Raw genomic sequence first — 14,778 nt, forward strand, 5'->3', positions numbered from 1 at the left:
AGATGCCGAATGGTTATGGCGTGGGGAACAGAAACTATGGCGCGCCGCAGCATTCTTGTTACTTAATGCCGAACTACGCATCGGGAAGTGCGAGTTTAAGGGGGTTTAAGACATGGTTGGATCGACTTCGTTCAGAATGGCTCTGGCGTCGGGCACCGCGCTGATCGCGCTGGCAGGCGCGCCGGCAGCCTTCGCGCAGGACGCCACCGCACCGGCCACGCTGCCGGAAACGCAGACGCAGACCGCCGATCCGGAGGTGCCGCAGGGTGAAATCCTGGTCACCGGTTCGCGCATCCGCCAGAATCCGAACAACAGCGCGCTGCCGCTTCAGGTCATTTCGAGCGCCGAGATCGAGCGCAACGGCATCAGCAGCCCCGAGCAGCTGATCATGTATCTGAGCACCAACGGCTCGGGCGCGGACAACCTCGCCTCCAACGCAGACGTCACCACGGGCGCCCAGCGCGGCACCAACGGCCTCTCCGCCGCAAACCTTCGCGGTCAGGGCAGCGCCGGTACGCTGGTCCTGCTCAACGGCCGCCGCGTCGCGGCCCACGGCCTGTCGGGCTCGGCAGTCGACGTGAACCAGATCCCGTTCGCGGCGATCGAACGCGTCGAAGTGCTGAAGGACGGCGCATCGGCGATCTACGGTACCGACGCGGTCGGCGGCGTGATCAACTTCATCACCAAGAAGAGCTTCCAGGGCGTCAGCGTCACCGGCTTCACCGATCAGACCGAAGCGGGCGGCGGCGACATCTACCGCGTTTCGGGACTGGTCGGTTACGGCGACCTGAACGAGGACGGCTTCAACATCATGGCCGGCGCATCGTATAGCTGGAACAAGATTCTGCGCGGTGCGGATCGCCCGTTCGTCAACGGCAATCAGCCGCAGAACGGCCTGTCGATCGATACCCGCGGCACTCCGATCGCGACTGCGTTCAATATCGGTGCGAACACGCGCCCCGGCAGCATCACCGCCGGCGGCACGCTGCTTACCGGCCTGACCCTGACCGCGCCGAACGGCGCCAACGCGGCGGCCGGCGGCATCAACCCGCTCGATCTGGCTGGCGGCGCGGGCTGCACGTCGATGGACGGCGGCATGGACTATGACTTTGCGCTGTGGGCGGCGCCGACTGCCTATTACGCCTGCGCATGGGACACGGGCCGCGTCGCGGTGATCCAGCAGCCGATCGAAACGCTGACCTATTATGGCCGCGCCGTGGCCTCGCTGGGCGGCGGTCATGAGATTTCGCTGGAAGTCACCGGCTCCGAAGCGGATTCGGCCAAGAGCTTCTCGAACGCGCAGTTCACCGCGAACACCACCAACTTCGCGATCGCCTATCCGCGCAACGCGACGACCGCCGCCACCTATGACGCGGTGTTCAACTCGATCCGCGGGAACTTCGCCAATCCGGCGATCAACCCCAGCACCCAGCCGGTTCGCGATGCGCAGATCGCAGCGCTCGACGCCCGTTATGGCCTGCCGATCGCGTATCGCTGGCGCTGCGACGTCTGCGGCCCGCGCGAGTATCGCACCAACACCAAGACGTTCCGCGCCGCGCTGGCGATCGAAGGTCCGCTGTGGGAGGGCTGGGATTACCGCACCGGCGCATCCTATGCGAAGAGCGAAGCTTCGTCGGTCCTCGGCTCGGGTTACTATTATCGCGGCACGCTCGCCAATGGCGACGTCGATCCCAATGCGCCGCTCGGCACCGGCTCGACCGTCGGTCGCGGCTTGGTCGGCGTGATGAACTCGGGCCTGATCAATCCGTTCAGCTCGACCCAGACCGCCGCCGGTCTCGCCGCGCTCCAGTCGGTCTCGGCCGAAGGTGCGACGCTCTATGGCGGCCAGTATGAAGTCCGCCAGTTCGACTTCTCGGCGTCGGGTCCGCTGTTCGGCATCTGGGGCGGCGACGTCCAGCTCGCGGCCGGCATCGACATCCGCAAGGAAACCTATTCGTTCAACGGTTCGGAAGCTGCTGCAGCCACCGCACCGGTGATCTTCCTGGCGGCGTTCGATAACGTCAACGCGCTGACGCCGAAGAGCCGCACCGTGAAGGCGGCCTATGCCGAAGTGCTGGTGCCGCTGCTTCCTGGCCTCGATATCACCGGCGCGGTTCGCATCGACGATTATACGGGCTTCGGCAGCACCACGAACCCGAAGATCTCGGTCAAGTATCGTCCGTTCGAACAGGTCATGTTCCGCGGCTCGTACAACACCGGCTTCCGCGTTCCGTCGTTCAACCAGATCTTCAACGGCGTGACCGACTCGCCCTATTCGGGCAGCGATCTGGTCGATCCGGTGACCTGCAACAATCCGGGCAAGACCGTCGATCCGTCGGTTCCGGGCTGCGCGTTCATCCGTCCCAGCATCCTGACTGGCGGCAACCGCCAGCTGGGGCCGGAAACGGCGGAACAGTTCAGCGCGGGCGTCGTGTTCCAGCCGATCCGCAATGTCAGCTTCTCGGCCGACTGGTGGTCGATCGCGGTCGACAACACGATCCAGCTGCTCACGCTGCGTCAGATCATCGATAACGCCGCGCTGTTCCCGGAGCGGTTCATCCGCGACGCGACCAACACCGTGGTTGCCATCGACGATCGCTGGGCGAATGCCGGTTCGCGGCGCACCCAGGGTCTGGAATTCTCGTTCCGCGCCTCGTCGATCGAAATGCTCGGCGGCAGCTTCTCGCTGGGTTCGGATGCGACCTTCCTGCTCAAGAAGCGTGAAAAGCTGACCCCGACTGCGGCCTATGGCCCCAGCCTGATCGGCGTGTTCAGCTTCGCGGGCGATCTGGGCGTGCGCTGGAAGCAGAACTCGTTCGTCACCTACACCACGGGTGGCCTGACCGCTTCGGTCAGCCACATCTTCCGCGAAGGTTACAAGAACGGCGCACTGCCCGGCATCGCCAACGGCACGATCACGCGTCCGGGCTACAACCCGTTCGTGGCCGACTATCACATCTTCAACGCCTCGATCAGCTATTCGGGCTTCAAGCCCTTCAAGGTGACCGCAGGCGTCCGGAACATCTTCGATACCGATCCGCCCTTTGCCATCACCTATGACGGCAACTCGGGCGCGGGCGGCAGCTGGGAACCGCGCGTCGCGGATCCGCGCGGCCGTTCGTTCACCCTCGCGCTCGAAGCGAACTTCTAAGATCCGGATGCGCCGTCCGGTGGCCGGCGCGTTCAGCAACGCCGAAAGCGGGCGGGTGGTTCTCCACCCGCCCGCTGTCGTTTGAGGGATATCGATGCCGCTCCTGTCCGCCCTGCTGCTTACCGCTTCACCGCAACCCGTCGCCGCGGTGCGCATCACCTTCGATCGATCGGGGGAAACGACGATCTTCACCCGCGGCATGGCCGATCTCGCCACCGGCCGCGCGGTGACTGCCGACGATCCCGTCCGCATCGCCTCGATCTCGAAGCTGGTCGTGTCGATCGCGGTGCTCCGGCTGGTCGAGCAGGGCAGGCTGAACCTTGATGCCGATGTCTCGAAACTGCTCGGCTGGCGACTGCGCAACCCGGCCTTTCCGGACAAGCCGATCACGCTCCGCCTGCTGCTGTCGCACCAGTCGAGCCTGACCGACCGGATCGATTACGTCCTCCCGCTCGACGCCGACATGCGCGGCATCCTGTCGGACCCCAAGGCATGGGACGACCAGCACGCGCCCGGCACCTATTTCCGCTACACCAATTTCAACTTTCCGGTGATCGCAGCTGTGATGGAGCGCGCCACCGGCGAGCGGTTCGACAAGCTGATGGATCGCCTCGTCATCCGCCCGCTCAAGCTCAGCGCCTGCTATAATTGGGAAGCCTGCACCGCCCCGGTCGCCGCCCGCGCGGTGGTCCAGTATCGCGACGGCAAGCCGACCAAGGACGACAATCAGGGCGTGAAGCCCGCCTGCTCGGTCACCCCGGCAAAGGACGGCAGCTGCGATCTGTCGGTCTGGCGCCCCGGCGCGAACGGCGCGATCTTCTCGCCGCAGGGCGGCCTGCGCATCTCGGCGCGCGATCTCGCAAGGGTCGGCCGCTTCCTGCTGAACCGCGGCGCGCTCGACGGTGTCCGCCTGCTGAACCGGCGCAGCTTCGCGATGCTCGAAACCCCGCTCTGGACCTATAACGGGATCGAAGGGGAGGGCGCGAACGGCGATATCGGCGCGGATTCCTCGGTCGATGCCCCCACCGGCGGCTTCACCTGCAGCTATGGCCTGTCGGTCCATTTCCTCGCGACCCCGGTGAAAGGCTGCCGCGACGATCCATTCGGCGACGGCCGCCGCCGCTTCGGCCATTCGGGCGACGCCTATGGCCTGAAGTCCGGCCTGTGGATCGATCGCGAGCGTGGCACCGGCGTCGTCTATTTCGCCACCGACGTCTCGACCGCCAAGCCCGGCCGCTCGGCCTTCACGCCGACCGAGGAAGCGCTGGCTCGCGGCGAATGAGCGTCCAGGCGTCGATCACGACGCCGCGCGCGAACAGCCCGAGCAGCAGGGCATAGCTCAGCGCGCCGACCGCGATCAGCACGGCCAGTCGTGCGGGTGCGGCCAGAGCGGGCAGGGCGCCGTCCGCCAGCAGCACCAGCGCCGCCATCGCCAGCGACGCCGCCAGCCCCGGCGCAACCGCCAGCGCGACGCTGCGCGCGCGCACCCCGATCGCCGGCAGCGACTGGCTCGCGGTGAACGCCAGCACCAGTGCCATCCCGATCAGCCAGCCCCATGCCAGCCCTTCGATCCCCCAGCGCACCCCGATCAGGAACGCCACGGGCAGCACCACGCCGCCCGCAATTGCCGCGCGCAGCGAGATGCCCGGCTTGCCCAGCGCGTTGGTGGCCGGCGCGAACAGAATCTGCAAGGTCAGCAGCGGCATGGCGAGCGCGAGGATCGGCACCACCGCAGCCGTCTCCAGCCATTTCTCGCCCAGCATCGTCGCGACCAAAGGCTCGGCCGTCACCGCCAGTCCCAGATAGGCCGGCATCGCAACCAGCATGATCAGCCGCACGGTCTTGAGGAACGCGCTTTGCATCACGTCGCGCTGGTCCTGGATCCGCGAATAGGCGGCGAAGGCCACTTCGTTCAGCGGCGGCACGAATTTCGACGCGATGATCTGCGTCAGGAACAGCGCGGTCGTATAGATCCCCAGCGCGTGTGGATCGAGCGAGCGCCCCGCGATCATCACATCCGCCTGGCTTTGCAGGAACCAGAAGAACTGCGCGCCCGTCAGCGCCGCGCCATAGCCGAACAGCGAACCCGATCCGCGAAAGCGGAAACTAGGCCACATCAGCGACCGCGCCGCCCACGTCATCCCGATCGCCTCGACATAGAAGAGCGCCATCGGTGCCGCGACCAGCGTCCATACGCCCCATCCGGCCAGCGCACAGGCCAGCGCGGTTCCCGCGCCCGCCAGCGCCGCCGCGAGCCGCACCTGCGCCGGTCGCTTGAAATCCATCTGGCGGCTCAGCATCGCATGGGACAGGGCCGTGAACGGCGTCGCGACATAGAGCAAAGCCTGCACCTGGAGCAGGCCGGTCACCGCATCCTGCCGGTAATAGCCCGCGATCCACGGCGCCGCGACGAACTGCGCAAGCCCCAGCCCGAAATTGAGCAGCACCAGCATCCCGAACACTTGCCGCAGCTCGGTCCGCGAGACGGTCTCGGCGCGGATCAGTGCGCTCGCGACGCCATATCCGTTCAGCAGATTGAGGAAAACGAGGACCACCTGGGTCATCGCGAACAGGCCGTAATCGGCGGGATCGAGCAAGCGGATGACCATGAAGGTCGATCCCCACGCCACCGCCTGCGCCACGATCTGGCTCCCCGAACGCCAGATCACCGCCTGCCTCACCCGCCGCAGCAGGTCGCCCGGCTCGCTGGTCCCGATCGCTTCGTGTTTCACTATTCAGACAGCGCCAGCGCGGCAGCAGCGATCGCCCCCGCCGCCAGCCACGGCTCGATCCGGGTCAGCATCGCGGCATGGCCGATGTCCGCGGCGGGCAGGAACGCATCGCGCCCGATCGCCGATTCCTCGCCCCATTTCAGCTTGAGCACCTTCGCGGCGGAACGGCTGCGGACGATCAGCAGGTCGAGGATCTCCGATCCCGCCACCGCGCCCATATCCTGCTTGTAGCCGCTGTCACCCGCGCCGAGATCGACCATCGTCACCCCGCGCCCGCGCGCCCATTCGAGCTGCCGCCACGTCACGATCCGCCCCGGCCGCCCCGCGGCGAAGCGATCGTCATAGCTGCTGGCGATGCTGTACTGCGTCGCGCCGTCCTGAAGGTCGAACGAGAAGGCGGCGGGCACATCGCCGACGAACAGGATCGCCGCCGAAAGCGCCTCGGCCAGCACCGGATCGGCGACCGCTGTCCGCCAGCGCTTGCGCTGCGCTTGGCTCAGAAACTTTGCGCCGCTGCCGTCGGTGGATTTGCCGACCCAGCTGTTCGCTTCGATCGCCGCCAGCGCCGCGAACGCCGCTTCGTCCCAGTCCGCGCCGGTGACATGACGGTACGAGACCTCGCCCATCGCCCCCAACTGCTTCTCATACCCGGCCAGCCGCCGCCGCGTCGATTTGCGCGGCCAGCCGCCTTCGGCTTCGCTCGCCGCCAGATCGAATACGAAGGTCCGGCTGATATGCCGCGTCAGCACCGTCCAGCCCGCCCGCGCCGCCGCGCGCTTCAGCATCACCGTGGCGGGGTCGTCCTTGTAGATCGGCCCGACGCGCCACATCGGCGTCAGCAGCGATCGGGTAAGGGAGTGTTTGAACGCCTCGGTCAGTTCGCCCTGCGTCGCGCTCTCGTCGATCAGGATCGATCGGAACGGCCAATAGCTCCCCGGCACCGTCCGCGCACCGAGCATCGCCGGGCCGATCGGAATGGTGGGGATTGCGGCGATAACGCCGCCATCGATCCGCCGCGCGACCAGCGTCGTCCCCTCCGCGCCGTCGCCGGCATACCAGGCGGATCGCAGGAACGCCCGGGCTCCGATCGCACGCGAGGCGAGATCGTCGAGCAGAGGCGGAAACCCGCTCTCCACCTCGATGCCCACACAGCTTTCCGCCGCCGGGCTGTCGATCACCTCATGCATCATGCGCGTCCGCAAGCTCCTCTTGGGAGCAGGGGTTACGTGGAAAATGCTACGATAAGGGTAACGCCGAGGAGGTTGCGTTAGATAACACTGGCGGCAGCCAGGCTGGTGCTACCTCGTTTGATAGCCGCCGCCCCTGATTTCGAAAGGACAGTCTGAAATTGCTCGGGAGTTGGCGTTTCTCCAAAGGCTGGCACACCCTCGGGCAAGGTCACCCAAGGCTGCGCTCGACGAGTCCAGATGTGTGCGACGGGTATAATTTCATCGCTACGGTCCATTGTCCCTGCGCGCAGGATAATCATGCCAGGCACCGCGCTATTGCGGTTGGCGATGCGCGTCATACAGCGGGCGCAGCCGAGATGCTCGGACGGCATCTGCTCAACCTCGTCGATCCGGAAACAGTGGGCATCCCGATCGAGCGCAAGTAGGTCGTCAGGCAACATCGCATGGAGCGCGAAGGCGCTGCCGCTCCATGTCTGGCAGTCCAGGCAATGACAGGCATAGACGGACGGCAGTGCATCGAGAGCGATGTCATAACGGATCGTGCCACAGCGGCACCCTCCCGTGATCGGCATGGGCATTCCTTTTTTGATGTGTGGGCGGCAGGCGATGAGCGGTCCGCTTACCGCGATGTTTGTCCTGTCAGACGGCAATCCCCTGAACAGCCGCGGCGAGCGGTTCGAGCGCCTGCATGGCGTCCGCACTCGGGCGCAGCAGAGCCGCAGCCAGGTTTTCATCAAGACGCGCGCGCTTGCGAGTGCCCGGAATGGGCACACAGGCGATGCCCAATTCGGCTGCCCGCGCATAGAGCCAGGCCAGCGCGAGCTGCGCCGGAGTGACGCCCATGTCGGCGGCGATCGCCTCAATCCGATCGACGAGCCGGGTATTGGCGGCCAGGTTTTCCGCCGAGAACCGAGGGAAATTCTGGCGTGCATCGTCCGTCCCTAATGCCGCGCTAAAGGCCCGCCCGGTCAGCATCCCGCGGCCGAGTGGTGAATAAGGCACCACCGTCACCCCCAGCTGGGCCGCCACCGGAAGTATTTCGCGTTCGATTTCGCGCGTGAATATCGACCATTCCGATTGCAGCGCCGCGATCGGGTGCAGGGCGTGGGCCGCGCGCAAGTCGTCCGCGCTCATCGCGCAGAGCCCGAGCCAGCGGACTTTGCCTGCCGCCACGAGGTCGGCCATCGCTCCGATGCTGTCCTCCAGCGGGACTGCGGGGTCACGCCGGTGCATATAGTAGAGGTCGATCGTGTCGACGCCGAGCCGCCGGAGCGAGCGCTCGGCCGCCGCGCGGATGAATTCGGGCCGGTTGTCGAGGCTCCAGTCGTCGGGATGCTCGGCCGATCGGGCATAGCCGAACTTGGTCGCTATCACGACGCGGTCCCGGTTCGCGCGCACGAACGGGGCCAGGAAAGCCTCATTTGCGCCCATGCCGTACATGTCGGCGGTATCGAACAGGCTGACGCCCAGCTCCAGCGCCCGCTCCAGCGTGGCGCGCGATTCGACCTCGTCGGTTTCACCGTAGAATTCGCTCATACCCATGCAGCCGAGGCCCTGGATCCCGACGAGGGGGCCGCCCGCGCCGAGCGGAACCTGCGGTAGCGGAGAAGAAGGACCGGTCATTTTGTATCTCCATTTTCTGACAGGCCCGGCCTATAACCGTGGAGCTTAGTCCATGGTCAAGAGCCTTCCACGATGCTTATTTCTCAATTCTCCAGAGCGACCGGCCTGCCGCTCGACACCATCCGTTTCTACATCCGCAAGGGGCTGCTGAGTCCGGAGCGTAGCGGCAAGGGCGGGGCGAATCCCTATCAGGTCTTCGGCCCGCAGGACGTCACGGCGGCGCGGATGATCCGGCTGCAGCAGGCGTTGGGCTACTCGCTGCGCGAAATAGCGGCACTGGGCGCCCAATACCGCGCGCGCGCGCACTCACCCGAACAGACTGCCGCAATCCTGCGGGCGCAGATGGCGAAACTCAACGAGCGGCGCATCGAGCTCGAATCCGCTATCGACTTTCTCGGCAGGAAGCTCGCCTGGGTGGAAGCTGGGCAGCCCGATGACGCCCCGAATTGGCAGGACTACATCTGCTGACTGGCTGGCGGCGATCTGGGGGCTTCACTGATCAGCGGCAAGAATTGCCTGAACGTCTGCTTGCGCCGAAAGCTGGCATTTGCCTTTAAGAGCGGGAACGAAAGGAAAGTTCCACAAGCTGTCAACGAACCCCGCGGCGCGTGAGCCAAGCGTAAGGGCGGCGGCCACTGAGTGGAAAATGGCGGACAACGGCGGCGTATGAGGGTTTGGCGGAGAGGGTGGGATTCGAACCCACGGTGAGCTTCCACCCACGGCGGTTTTCAAGACCGCTGCCTTAAACCACTCGGCCACCTCTCCGCGCGGGTTCCCGCTAGCCCGGCGAGCGGCCTTTGCGCAAGCCGCCTGTCGCAGTGCGCGCAAGCGGGCAGAATTGTTGGTGAATTGCGCGGGGAGGGGGTTCAACCCGGGGAATCGCTGTGTCACTATGCCGCCATGCGAGTTACGGGTGCGGCGATGCGTAGGGTGGGAGCAATCCTGTTGGCAGTAACGGTGGCGACGGTCGGCGTCTCCTCCGGACAGGCACAGCAGCAGTCCGCGCCGCTCAGCGAAGCGGGGTTCCAGGCCTATCTGCCGCAGCTGGCGCGTCAGGCCGAGGCTGCGGGCGTCAGCCGTCGCACGATCGATCTCGTCATCCCCACGCTCACCTTCAACGCGCGCGTGGTCGAGCTCGACCGGCAACAGCCCGAAACGCGGCCCAATGCCCCGATCCCGGCGTTCGAACCGTACCGCCGTCAGCATGTCGACGCCTCGCGTATCGATCGCGGCCGCGCCGCCTATCAGCGCCAGCGTCCCCGGCTTGAGCGGATCGAGCGCGAGACCGGCGTGCCCGAATCGATCATGGTCGCGATCTGGGGTCACGAGACCAATTACGGGCGGATCATGGGCAATTTCGATCTGCCCCGCGCGCTGGCGAGCCTCGCCTATGAAGGCCGCCGCCGCGATTTGTTCTCGGGCGAGTTCATCGCCACGCTCAAGATGATCGACCGTGGCGTGCCGCGCGAAAAGCTGATCGGCAGCTGGGCAGGGGCCTTTGGCGGGCCGCAATTCCTGCCCTCGGTCTATATCCGCCTCGCGCGCGATGGCGATGGCGATGGCCTCGCCGATATCTGGACCAGCGAAGCCGATACGCTGACCTCGATCGCCAATTATTTCGTCGATGCCGGATGGCGTCCGGGCCAGCCCTGGGGGTTCGCGGTCAGCGTGCCCGCTGATCTGAACCGCAATGCGATCAAGGCGCGGACCACGTCCCCGCGCTGCCCTCGCGTCCATGAGCGCCACAGCCAGTGGAAGACGATGGCCGAATGGCGCGCGCTGGGCATCGTGCCGCAAACCCGCGCATGGCCGAACGAGAAGATGCAGGCGACGCTGCTCGAGCCGGACGGTCCCGGCAAGACCGCCTATCTGCTCACCGGCAATTATCGCGTGATCCTCGATTATAATTGCTCAAATTTTTACGCTTTGTCGGTAGGCCTCCTCGCCGATGAGGTCGAACGCTAGCATCCTTGCTGTTCTTTTCCTGCTCTCTGCCTGTGGCGGAGGGTTTGGCTATGGTCCCGAAACGCTGCCCGCCGCCGAGCGCGCGCCGCAGAATTACGGCACCGCCTATCAGCAGCCGCAGGATCCCTATGCGGAGCCGGCTCCGGCACCCGTCGATCCCTATTCCGCACAAGCGCAGCCGGGCGGATACGAGCGCCCCGATGCAGGTTACGACGCGCCGGGTGCCAGCTATGGCCGCCCGGGCGAACAGGCCGCCCAGCGTCAACCGGTTCGCCAGCCCGCGCCGCAGCGCCGTCCGGCGCCTGAAAACACCCCCGCGCCCCAGCCGCAACAGGATGCGTGGCAGGATCCGACCGCCAACGCGACCGGCCCGGCTTCGTCCAGCGGCCGCGGCGAATCACGTTATGACAAGGTCGGCTATGCCGGCGTTCGCGGCGTGCAGGGTGGCGACAGCACCGCCGGCGCGGTCGTCGCGATCAGCCCCGATCTGCCTGCGGGCAGCTTCGTCGAGATCACGTCGCTGGATAGCGGCAAGACGATCATAGCCCTTGTCACCGGCACGGGTGGCGACGGAAATACGCTGATCGATCTCTCGCCCGCGGCCGCCCGCTATCTTGGCGCGAGCGGCGAATCGATCCCCGTCCGCGTCCGCAAATCGACGCCGACCGGGCCGGATCAGACCGCGCTCAACAGCGGCCAGCCGGCCAGCCCGCGCCCGGATACGCCCCCGGTGCTGCTCAACGCGCTGCGCAAGCAGCTCCCGGCCTATGCGGCTCCGCGCGTCGCGACGCCTGCGCCCGCGCCTTCCTATGGCCGCCCGGCCCCGGCGACCCCGCGTCCCGCAGCAAGCGGCCGCTATTATGTGCAGGTCGCGGCGCTTTCGAACGGCGCCAACGCCAGCAATCTCGCACGCAGCCTAGGCGGGTTCGTAAAGCCCGGCGGCGGCCTGTTCCGCGTTCAGCTCGGGCCGTTCGCAAGCCCGGCGGAAGCCGATCGCGCCCGCGCATCGGCCGCATCGCGCGGTTTCGGCGACGCACGGGTCTTCACGCAGAACTGATCACCGCCTAGAAGGTCCGGAAACCCATCTATCGCTGGATTCCGAGACCCCATGAAGAAGCTCTTCGCCGCCGCGTCCCTCGTCGCCCTTTCGATCGCGATGCCGCTTCAGGCGGCAGGACCGGTGTTCGATACGCCGGCGCCGATCGCCTTCATGGTCGATCTGTCCTCGGGCGCGACTTTGTTCGCCAAGGAAGCCGATCGGCGCATCCCGCCCGCTTCGATGGCGAAGATGATGACCGTCTATGTCGCGTTCGACCTGATCAAGCAGGGCAAGCTGAAGCTCGACACGAAGTTCACCGTCCAGCCCGAAACGTGGCGCAAGTGGCACGGACCGCAGGCGGGCTCGACCATGTTCCTCGAAACCGGCGAGCAGATCAGCGTGCAGGAGCTGCTCTACGGCATCGTCACACTGTCCGGTAACGACGCCTGCGTCGTGCTGGCCGAGGGCATCTCGGGCACCGAGGAAGCCTTCACCGCGCTGATGAACCAGCAGGCGAAGAAGCTCGGCCTCGCCAATAGCAATTTCGGCACTTCGAACGGCTGGCCCGACGAAGGCCGCACCTTCGTCACCGCGCGCGATCTCGCCAAGCTGGCGCAGGCGACGATCGAGGAGCATCCCGCGCTCTACAAGCAGTTCTACAGCCAGCATAACTACACCCGCACGCTCAGCGACGGGAAGGTGATCAAGCAGGACAATCGCGACCCGCTGCTCGGCCGCGTCGCGGGCGCCGACGGTCTCAAGACCGGCCACACCGACGAAGCCGGCTATGGCTTCACCGGCTCCGCCGACCAGAATGGCCGCCGCCTCGTCATGGTTCTCGCCGGGCTCAGCTCGTACAACGGCCGCGCCGATGAATCGGTCAAGTTCATGAACTGGGGCTTCCGCGCCTGGACCCCGCACAAGGTCGTGTCGAAGGGCAAGCATGTTGGCGAAGCGGACGTGCAGGGCGGCGGTTCGGGCAGCGTCGGCCTCGTCGCGCCGCGCGATCTCGCCATTGCGGTACCCGCCGGCACCACGCCGACGATGCAGGGCAAGATCGTCTATACCGGCCCGATCAAGGCCCCGATCAAGGCAGGCGACCATATCGCCGACCTCGTCATCACCACCCCCGACGGCAATGGCGCGCAGACCCTGCCGCTGGTCGCCGAAGCCGATGTCGGCGAAGCGGGCTTCTTCCGCCGCGCCTGGCTCGGCTTCTGGGGCATTTTCGGCCTCTGATAGGGGCATGACCGACCTGATCGGCAACGAAACGGCCCAGTCCCAGCTCGCCGCCGCGATGGCGTCGGGATCGCTCCATCACGCCTGGCTGCTCGCCGGGCCGGAGGGCGTGGGCAAGGCCAGGTTCGCGCGCAAGGCGGCCCGGCGGATGCTCGCGGAAGCCGCCGAGCCCGCCGAATCCCAGCGCCTCCAGCCTGGCTGGGACGTCCCGCTCACCAGCCAGACTTCGCACCTGTTCGAAGCGCATTCGCATCCCGATTATCGTGAGCTGATCCGCCTGCCCAAGGATGCGGACAAGCCCGAGGCGGGCCTTGCCCGCTCGATCCCGATCGCGCAGGTCCGCAGCCTGATCGCCAGCTTCGCGACCAAGCCTTCGCTGTCCGAGCGCCGCGTCGTGCTGATCGACTCGATCGACGAAGTCGAACGCCCCGGCGCCGCCAACGCGCTGCTCAAGGTGCTGGAGGAGCCCCCCCAAGGGACGATCTTCCTCCTCGTCAGCCACGCGCCCGGCCGCCTGCTCCCCACGATCCGCTCGCGCTGCCGCCTGCTGCGGTTCGAGCCGCTCGCGTCGCACGATGTCGCCACCGTGCTGCGCCGCGAGTTGCCCGAAGCCAGCGCCAGCGAGATCGACGCGCTGGTGCGGGCAGGGGAGGGTTCGCCCGGCCGCGCGCTCGGCTTTGCCGGGCTCGATATCGCAGCACTCGAAGCCGATATGGCCAGCATCGCAGAGACCGGCGACCCGTCGAACGCCATTCGCACCCGCCTGGCGCGGCTGCTCGGCGTCAAGGCGGCGCAACCGCGCTACGAAGCGTTCATCGAGCGCGCGCCCAGCTTCATCGCCGAACAGGCCCGCACGATGAATGGCGAACCGCTTCGCGCCGCGCTCGACGCCTATGCCGGCGCCCGCGATCTCGCGGGGGCCGCACTCGGCCTGTCGCTCGATGCCACCGCCACTGTGTTCGAAATGGGCGGCCTGATCGCAAAGCTCAGCACGCGCTAGGCGCAATCCGTTCATCTTGCATATCGACAAAGCTCGTTACGCCCCTCAAACGGAACGTCTCACAAGGAGTTGAAACGATATGCGTCTTGTTCTCGCCAGCGTTGCCGCCACGCTCATGTTCGCTACCGCCGCTCAGGCGCAGGACGCGCCCGCGCCGGTCGTCGGCGGTTTCAGCGCAACCGAAGCGACGCCGGAAGTGACCAAGGCAGCGGAATTCGCGCTCGGCGAGCTCAAGATCCCGGCTGACCAGCTCGATCGCGTAGAGGATGTCGAAAAGCAGGTCGTTGCCGGCATGAACTATCGCTTCACCCTCGTCCTAAAGGACGGTCACAAGTGGAAGGTCCAGGTCTGGGCCAAGCTCGACCGCAGCTATGAACTGACCCACAGCGAGGAAGTCCACGCACACTGATCGCCTCCGGCCCTCTCCCTCGGGGGGAGGGCCTTTAACCATGAATTCAGTCCCGCCGGTCTAGACCCTCTCCGAACAGGGGAACCGTCATGACCATCGGCATTTCCGGCGCCGGCGCCGGCCATAGTCCGCTCCGCACCGGCCCTTCGGCCAAGGCGAACGCCGCCGCCGCGTTCGAGCAGATCCTCGAATCGTTCAAAAAGGCCGCCGCCCAGACCCCGGAAGAGCGGGTCCGCGAAGCCGTGCTCAAAAAGCACGACATCAGCGAAGCCGATTACAGCCGTCTGCCGCCGGAAAAGCGCGAAGCGATCGACCGCGAAGTCGCCGCGGCGGTGAAGCAGCTGCACGAGCGCAAGACCGGCGTTCCCGCGGGCGAGACCCCTTATGCGCTGGTGAGCAAACTGTTGGGCTGAGGGCCTTCACCACGGGG

Annotated in this window: 13 protein-coding genes and 1 tRNA gene; 9 read left to right on the forward strand and 5 right to left on the reverse strand. The window is 66.5% G+C overall.

Annotated elements, in window-relative coordinates:
• Positions 1 to 112 precede the first annotated feature (112 nt).
• Together HHL13_RS05535 and HHL13_RS05540 are read left to right on the forward strand one after the other, a co-directional pair.
• Positions 113 to 3,151 (forward strand): TonB-dependent receptor, encoded by a 3,039-nt coding sequence (locus tag HHL13_RS05535; RefSeq protein ID WP_169554724.1) that lies wholly within the window; start codon positions 113 to 115, stop codon positions 3,149 to 3,151.
• A 94-nt stretch (positions 3,152 to 3,245) separates the two neighbouring features.
• Complete coding sequence (locus HHL13_RS05540) at positions 3,246 to 4,433, forward strand: serine hydrolase domain-containing protein (RefSeq protein ID WP_169554725.1); 1,188 nt, start codon at positions 3,246 to 3,248, stop codon at positions 4,431 to 4,433.
• Here the strand turns inward: HHL13_RS05540 and HHL13_RS05545 are convergent.
• The 4 genes from HHL13_RS05545 to HHL13_RS05560 form a co-directional block, all read right to left on the reverse strand.
• Positions 4,396 to 5,883, reverse strand: coding sequence for a lipopolysaccharide biosynthesis protein (locus HHL13_RS05545; RefSeq protein WP_346775483.1), 1,488 nt, complete (start codon positions 5,881 to 5,883; stop codon positions 4,396 to 4,398). The genes HHL13_RS05540 and HHL13_RS05545 overlap by 38 nt on opposite strands.
• Positions 5,883 to 7,073 (reverse strand): GNAT family N-acetyltransferase, encoded by a 1,191-nt coding sequence (locus HHL13_RS05550; protein ID WP_169554726.1) that lies wholly within the window; start codon positions 7,071 to 7,073, stop codon positions 5,883 to 5,885. The genes HHL13_RS05545 and HHL13_RS05550 overlap by 1 nt, the downstream gene beginning before the upstream one ends.
• A gap of 77 nt (positions 7,074 to 7,150) precedes the next feature.
• Positions 7,151 to 7,645, reverse strand: a complete 495-nt coding sequence (locus HHL13_RS05555; RefSeq protein WP_169554727.1) for a GFA family protein — start codon at positions 7,643 to 7,645, stop codon at positions 7,151 to 7,153.
• 67 nt (positions 7,646 to 7,712) lie between these two features.
• Positions 7,713 to 8,696, reverse strand: a complete 984-nt coding sequence (locus HHL13_RS05560) for an aldo/keto reductase (protein WP_169554728.1) — start codon at positions 8,694 to 8,696, stop codon at positions 7,713 to 7,715.
• Between the two features lie 72 nt (positions 8,697 to 8,768).
• Here HHL13_RS05560 and HHL13_RS05565 point away from each other — a divergent pair, with 72 nt between their 5' ends.
• The gene (locus tag HHL13_RS05565) at positions 8,769 to 9,164 is read left to right on the forward strand and encodes a MerR family transcriptional regulator (RefSeq protein WP_169554729.1); all 396 of its coding nucleotides are present in this window, start codon (positions 8,769 to 8,771) and stop codon (positions 9,162 to 9,164) included.
• 207 nt (positions 9,165 to 9,371) lie between these two features.
• On the opposite strand, the gene HHL13_RS05570 is transcribed toward HHL13_RS05565, so the two are convergent.
• Positions 9,372 to 9,461 (reverse strand) — tRNA-Ser (locus tag HHL13_RS05570).
• A gap of 180 nt (positions 9,462 to 9,641) precedes the next feature.
• Here HHL13_RS05570 and HHL13_RS05575 point away from each other — a divergent pair.
• The 6 genes from HHL13_RS05575 (at position 9,642) to HHL13_RS05600 (ending at position 14,761) form a co-directional block, all read left to right on the forward strand.
• Entirely contained in the window at positions 9,642 to 10,661 is a 1,020-nt protein-coding gene (locus HHL13_RS05575; protein ID WP_240953631.1) for a lytic murein transglycosylase, read from the forward strand.
• Entirely contained in the window at positions 10,645 to 11,718 is a 1,074-nt protein-coding gene (locus HHL13_RS05580; RefSeq protein WP_169554731.1) for an SPOR domain-containing protein, read from the forward strand. The genes HHL13_RS05575 and HHL13_RS05580 overlap by 17 nt, the downstream gene beginning before the upstream one ends.
• 51 nt (positions 11,719 to 11,769) lie before the next feature.
• Positions 11,770 to 12,939 carry a D-alanyl-D-alanine carboxypeptidase family protein gene (locus HHL13_RS05585; protein ID WP_169554732.1) on the forward strand — a complete coding sequence of 390 codons (1,170 nt, stop codon included), beginning with the start codon at positions 11,770 to 11,772 and terminating at the stop codon, positions 12,937 to 12,939.
• A 7-nt stretch (positions 12,940 to 12,946) separates the two neighbouring features.
• On the forward strand, positions 12,947 to 13,939 hold the full coding sequence (locus tag HHL13_RS05590) for an AAA family ATPase (protein WP_169554733.1): 993 nt from the start codon (positions 12,947 to 12,949) through the stop codon (positions 13,937 to 13,939).
• A gap of 79 nt (positions 13,940 to 14,018) precedes the next feature.
• The gene (locus tag HHL13_RS05595; protein ID WP_169554734.1) at positions 14,019 to 14,348 is read left to right on the forward strand and encodes a cystatin domain-containing protein; all 330 of its coding nucleotides are present in this window, start codon (positions 14,019 to 14,021) and stop codon (positions 14,346 to 14,348) included.
• 89 nt (positions 14,349 to 14,437) lie between these two features.
• Complete coding sequence (locus HHL13_RS05600; protein WP_169554735.1) at positions 14,438 to 14,761, forward strand: hypothetical protein; 324 nt, start codon at positions 14,438 to 14,440, stop codon at positions 14,759 to 14,761.
• The last annotated feature ends 17 nt before the right edge of the window (positions 14,762 to 14,778 follow it).

This window comes from Sphingomonas sp. G-3-2-10 (genome assembly GCF_012927115.1).
In the GTDB taxonomy this organism is placed as follows: domain Bacteria; phylum Pseudomonadota; class Alphaproteobacteria; order Sphingomonadales; family Sphingomonadaceae; genus Sphingomonas.

Bases quoted from the DNA above. Each gene is read 5' to 3' on its own strand.
- HHL13_RS05535 (WP_169554724.1), top strand. From the start codon at position 113: ATGGTTGGATCGACTTCGTTCAGAATGGCTCTGGCGTCGGGCACCGCG.
- HHL13_RS05540 (WP_169554725.1), top strand. From the start codon at position 3,246: ATGCCGCTCCTGTCCGCCCTGCTGCTTACCGCTTCACCGCAACCCGTC.
- HHL13_RS05550 (WP_169554726.1), bottom strand. From the start codon at position 7,073: ATGATGCATGAGGTGATCGACAGCCCGGCGGCGGAAAGCTGTGTGGGC.
- HHL13_RS05555 (WP_169554727.1), bottom strand. From the start codon at position 7,645: ATGCCGATCACGGGAGGGTGCCGCTGTGGCACGATCCGTTATGACATC.
- HHL13_RS05560 (WP_169554728.1), bottom strand. From the start codon at position 8,696: ATGACCGGTCCTTCTTCTCCGCTACCGCAGGTTCCGCTCGGCGCGGGC.
- HHL13_RS05565 (WP_169554729.1), top strand. From the start codon at position 8,769: ATGCTTATTTCTCAATTCTCCAGAGCGACCGGCCTGCCGCTCGACACC.
- HHL13_RS05580 (WP_169554731.1), top strand. From the start codon at position 10,645: ATGAGGTCGAACGCTAGCATCCTTGCTGTTCTTTTCCTGCTCTCTGCC.
- HHL13_RS05585 (WP_169554732.1), top strand. From the start codon at position 11,770: ATGAAGAAGCTCTTCGCCGCCGCGTCCCTCGTCGCCCTTTCGATCGCG.
- HHL13_RS05590 (WP_169554733.1), top strand. From the start codon at position 12,947: ATGACCGACCTGATCGGCAACGAAACGGCCCAGTCCCAGCTCGCCGCC.
- HHL13_RS05595 (WP_169554734.1), top strand. From the start codon at position 14,019: ATGCGTCTTGTTCTCGCCAGCGTTGCCGCCACGCTCATGTTCGCTACC.
- HHL13_RS05600 (WP_169554735.1), top strand. From the start codon at position 14,438: ATGACCATCGGCATTTCCGGCGCCGGCGCCGGCCATAGTCCGCTCCGC.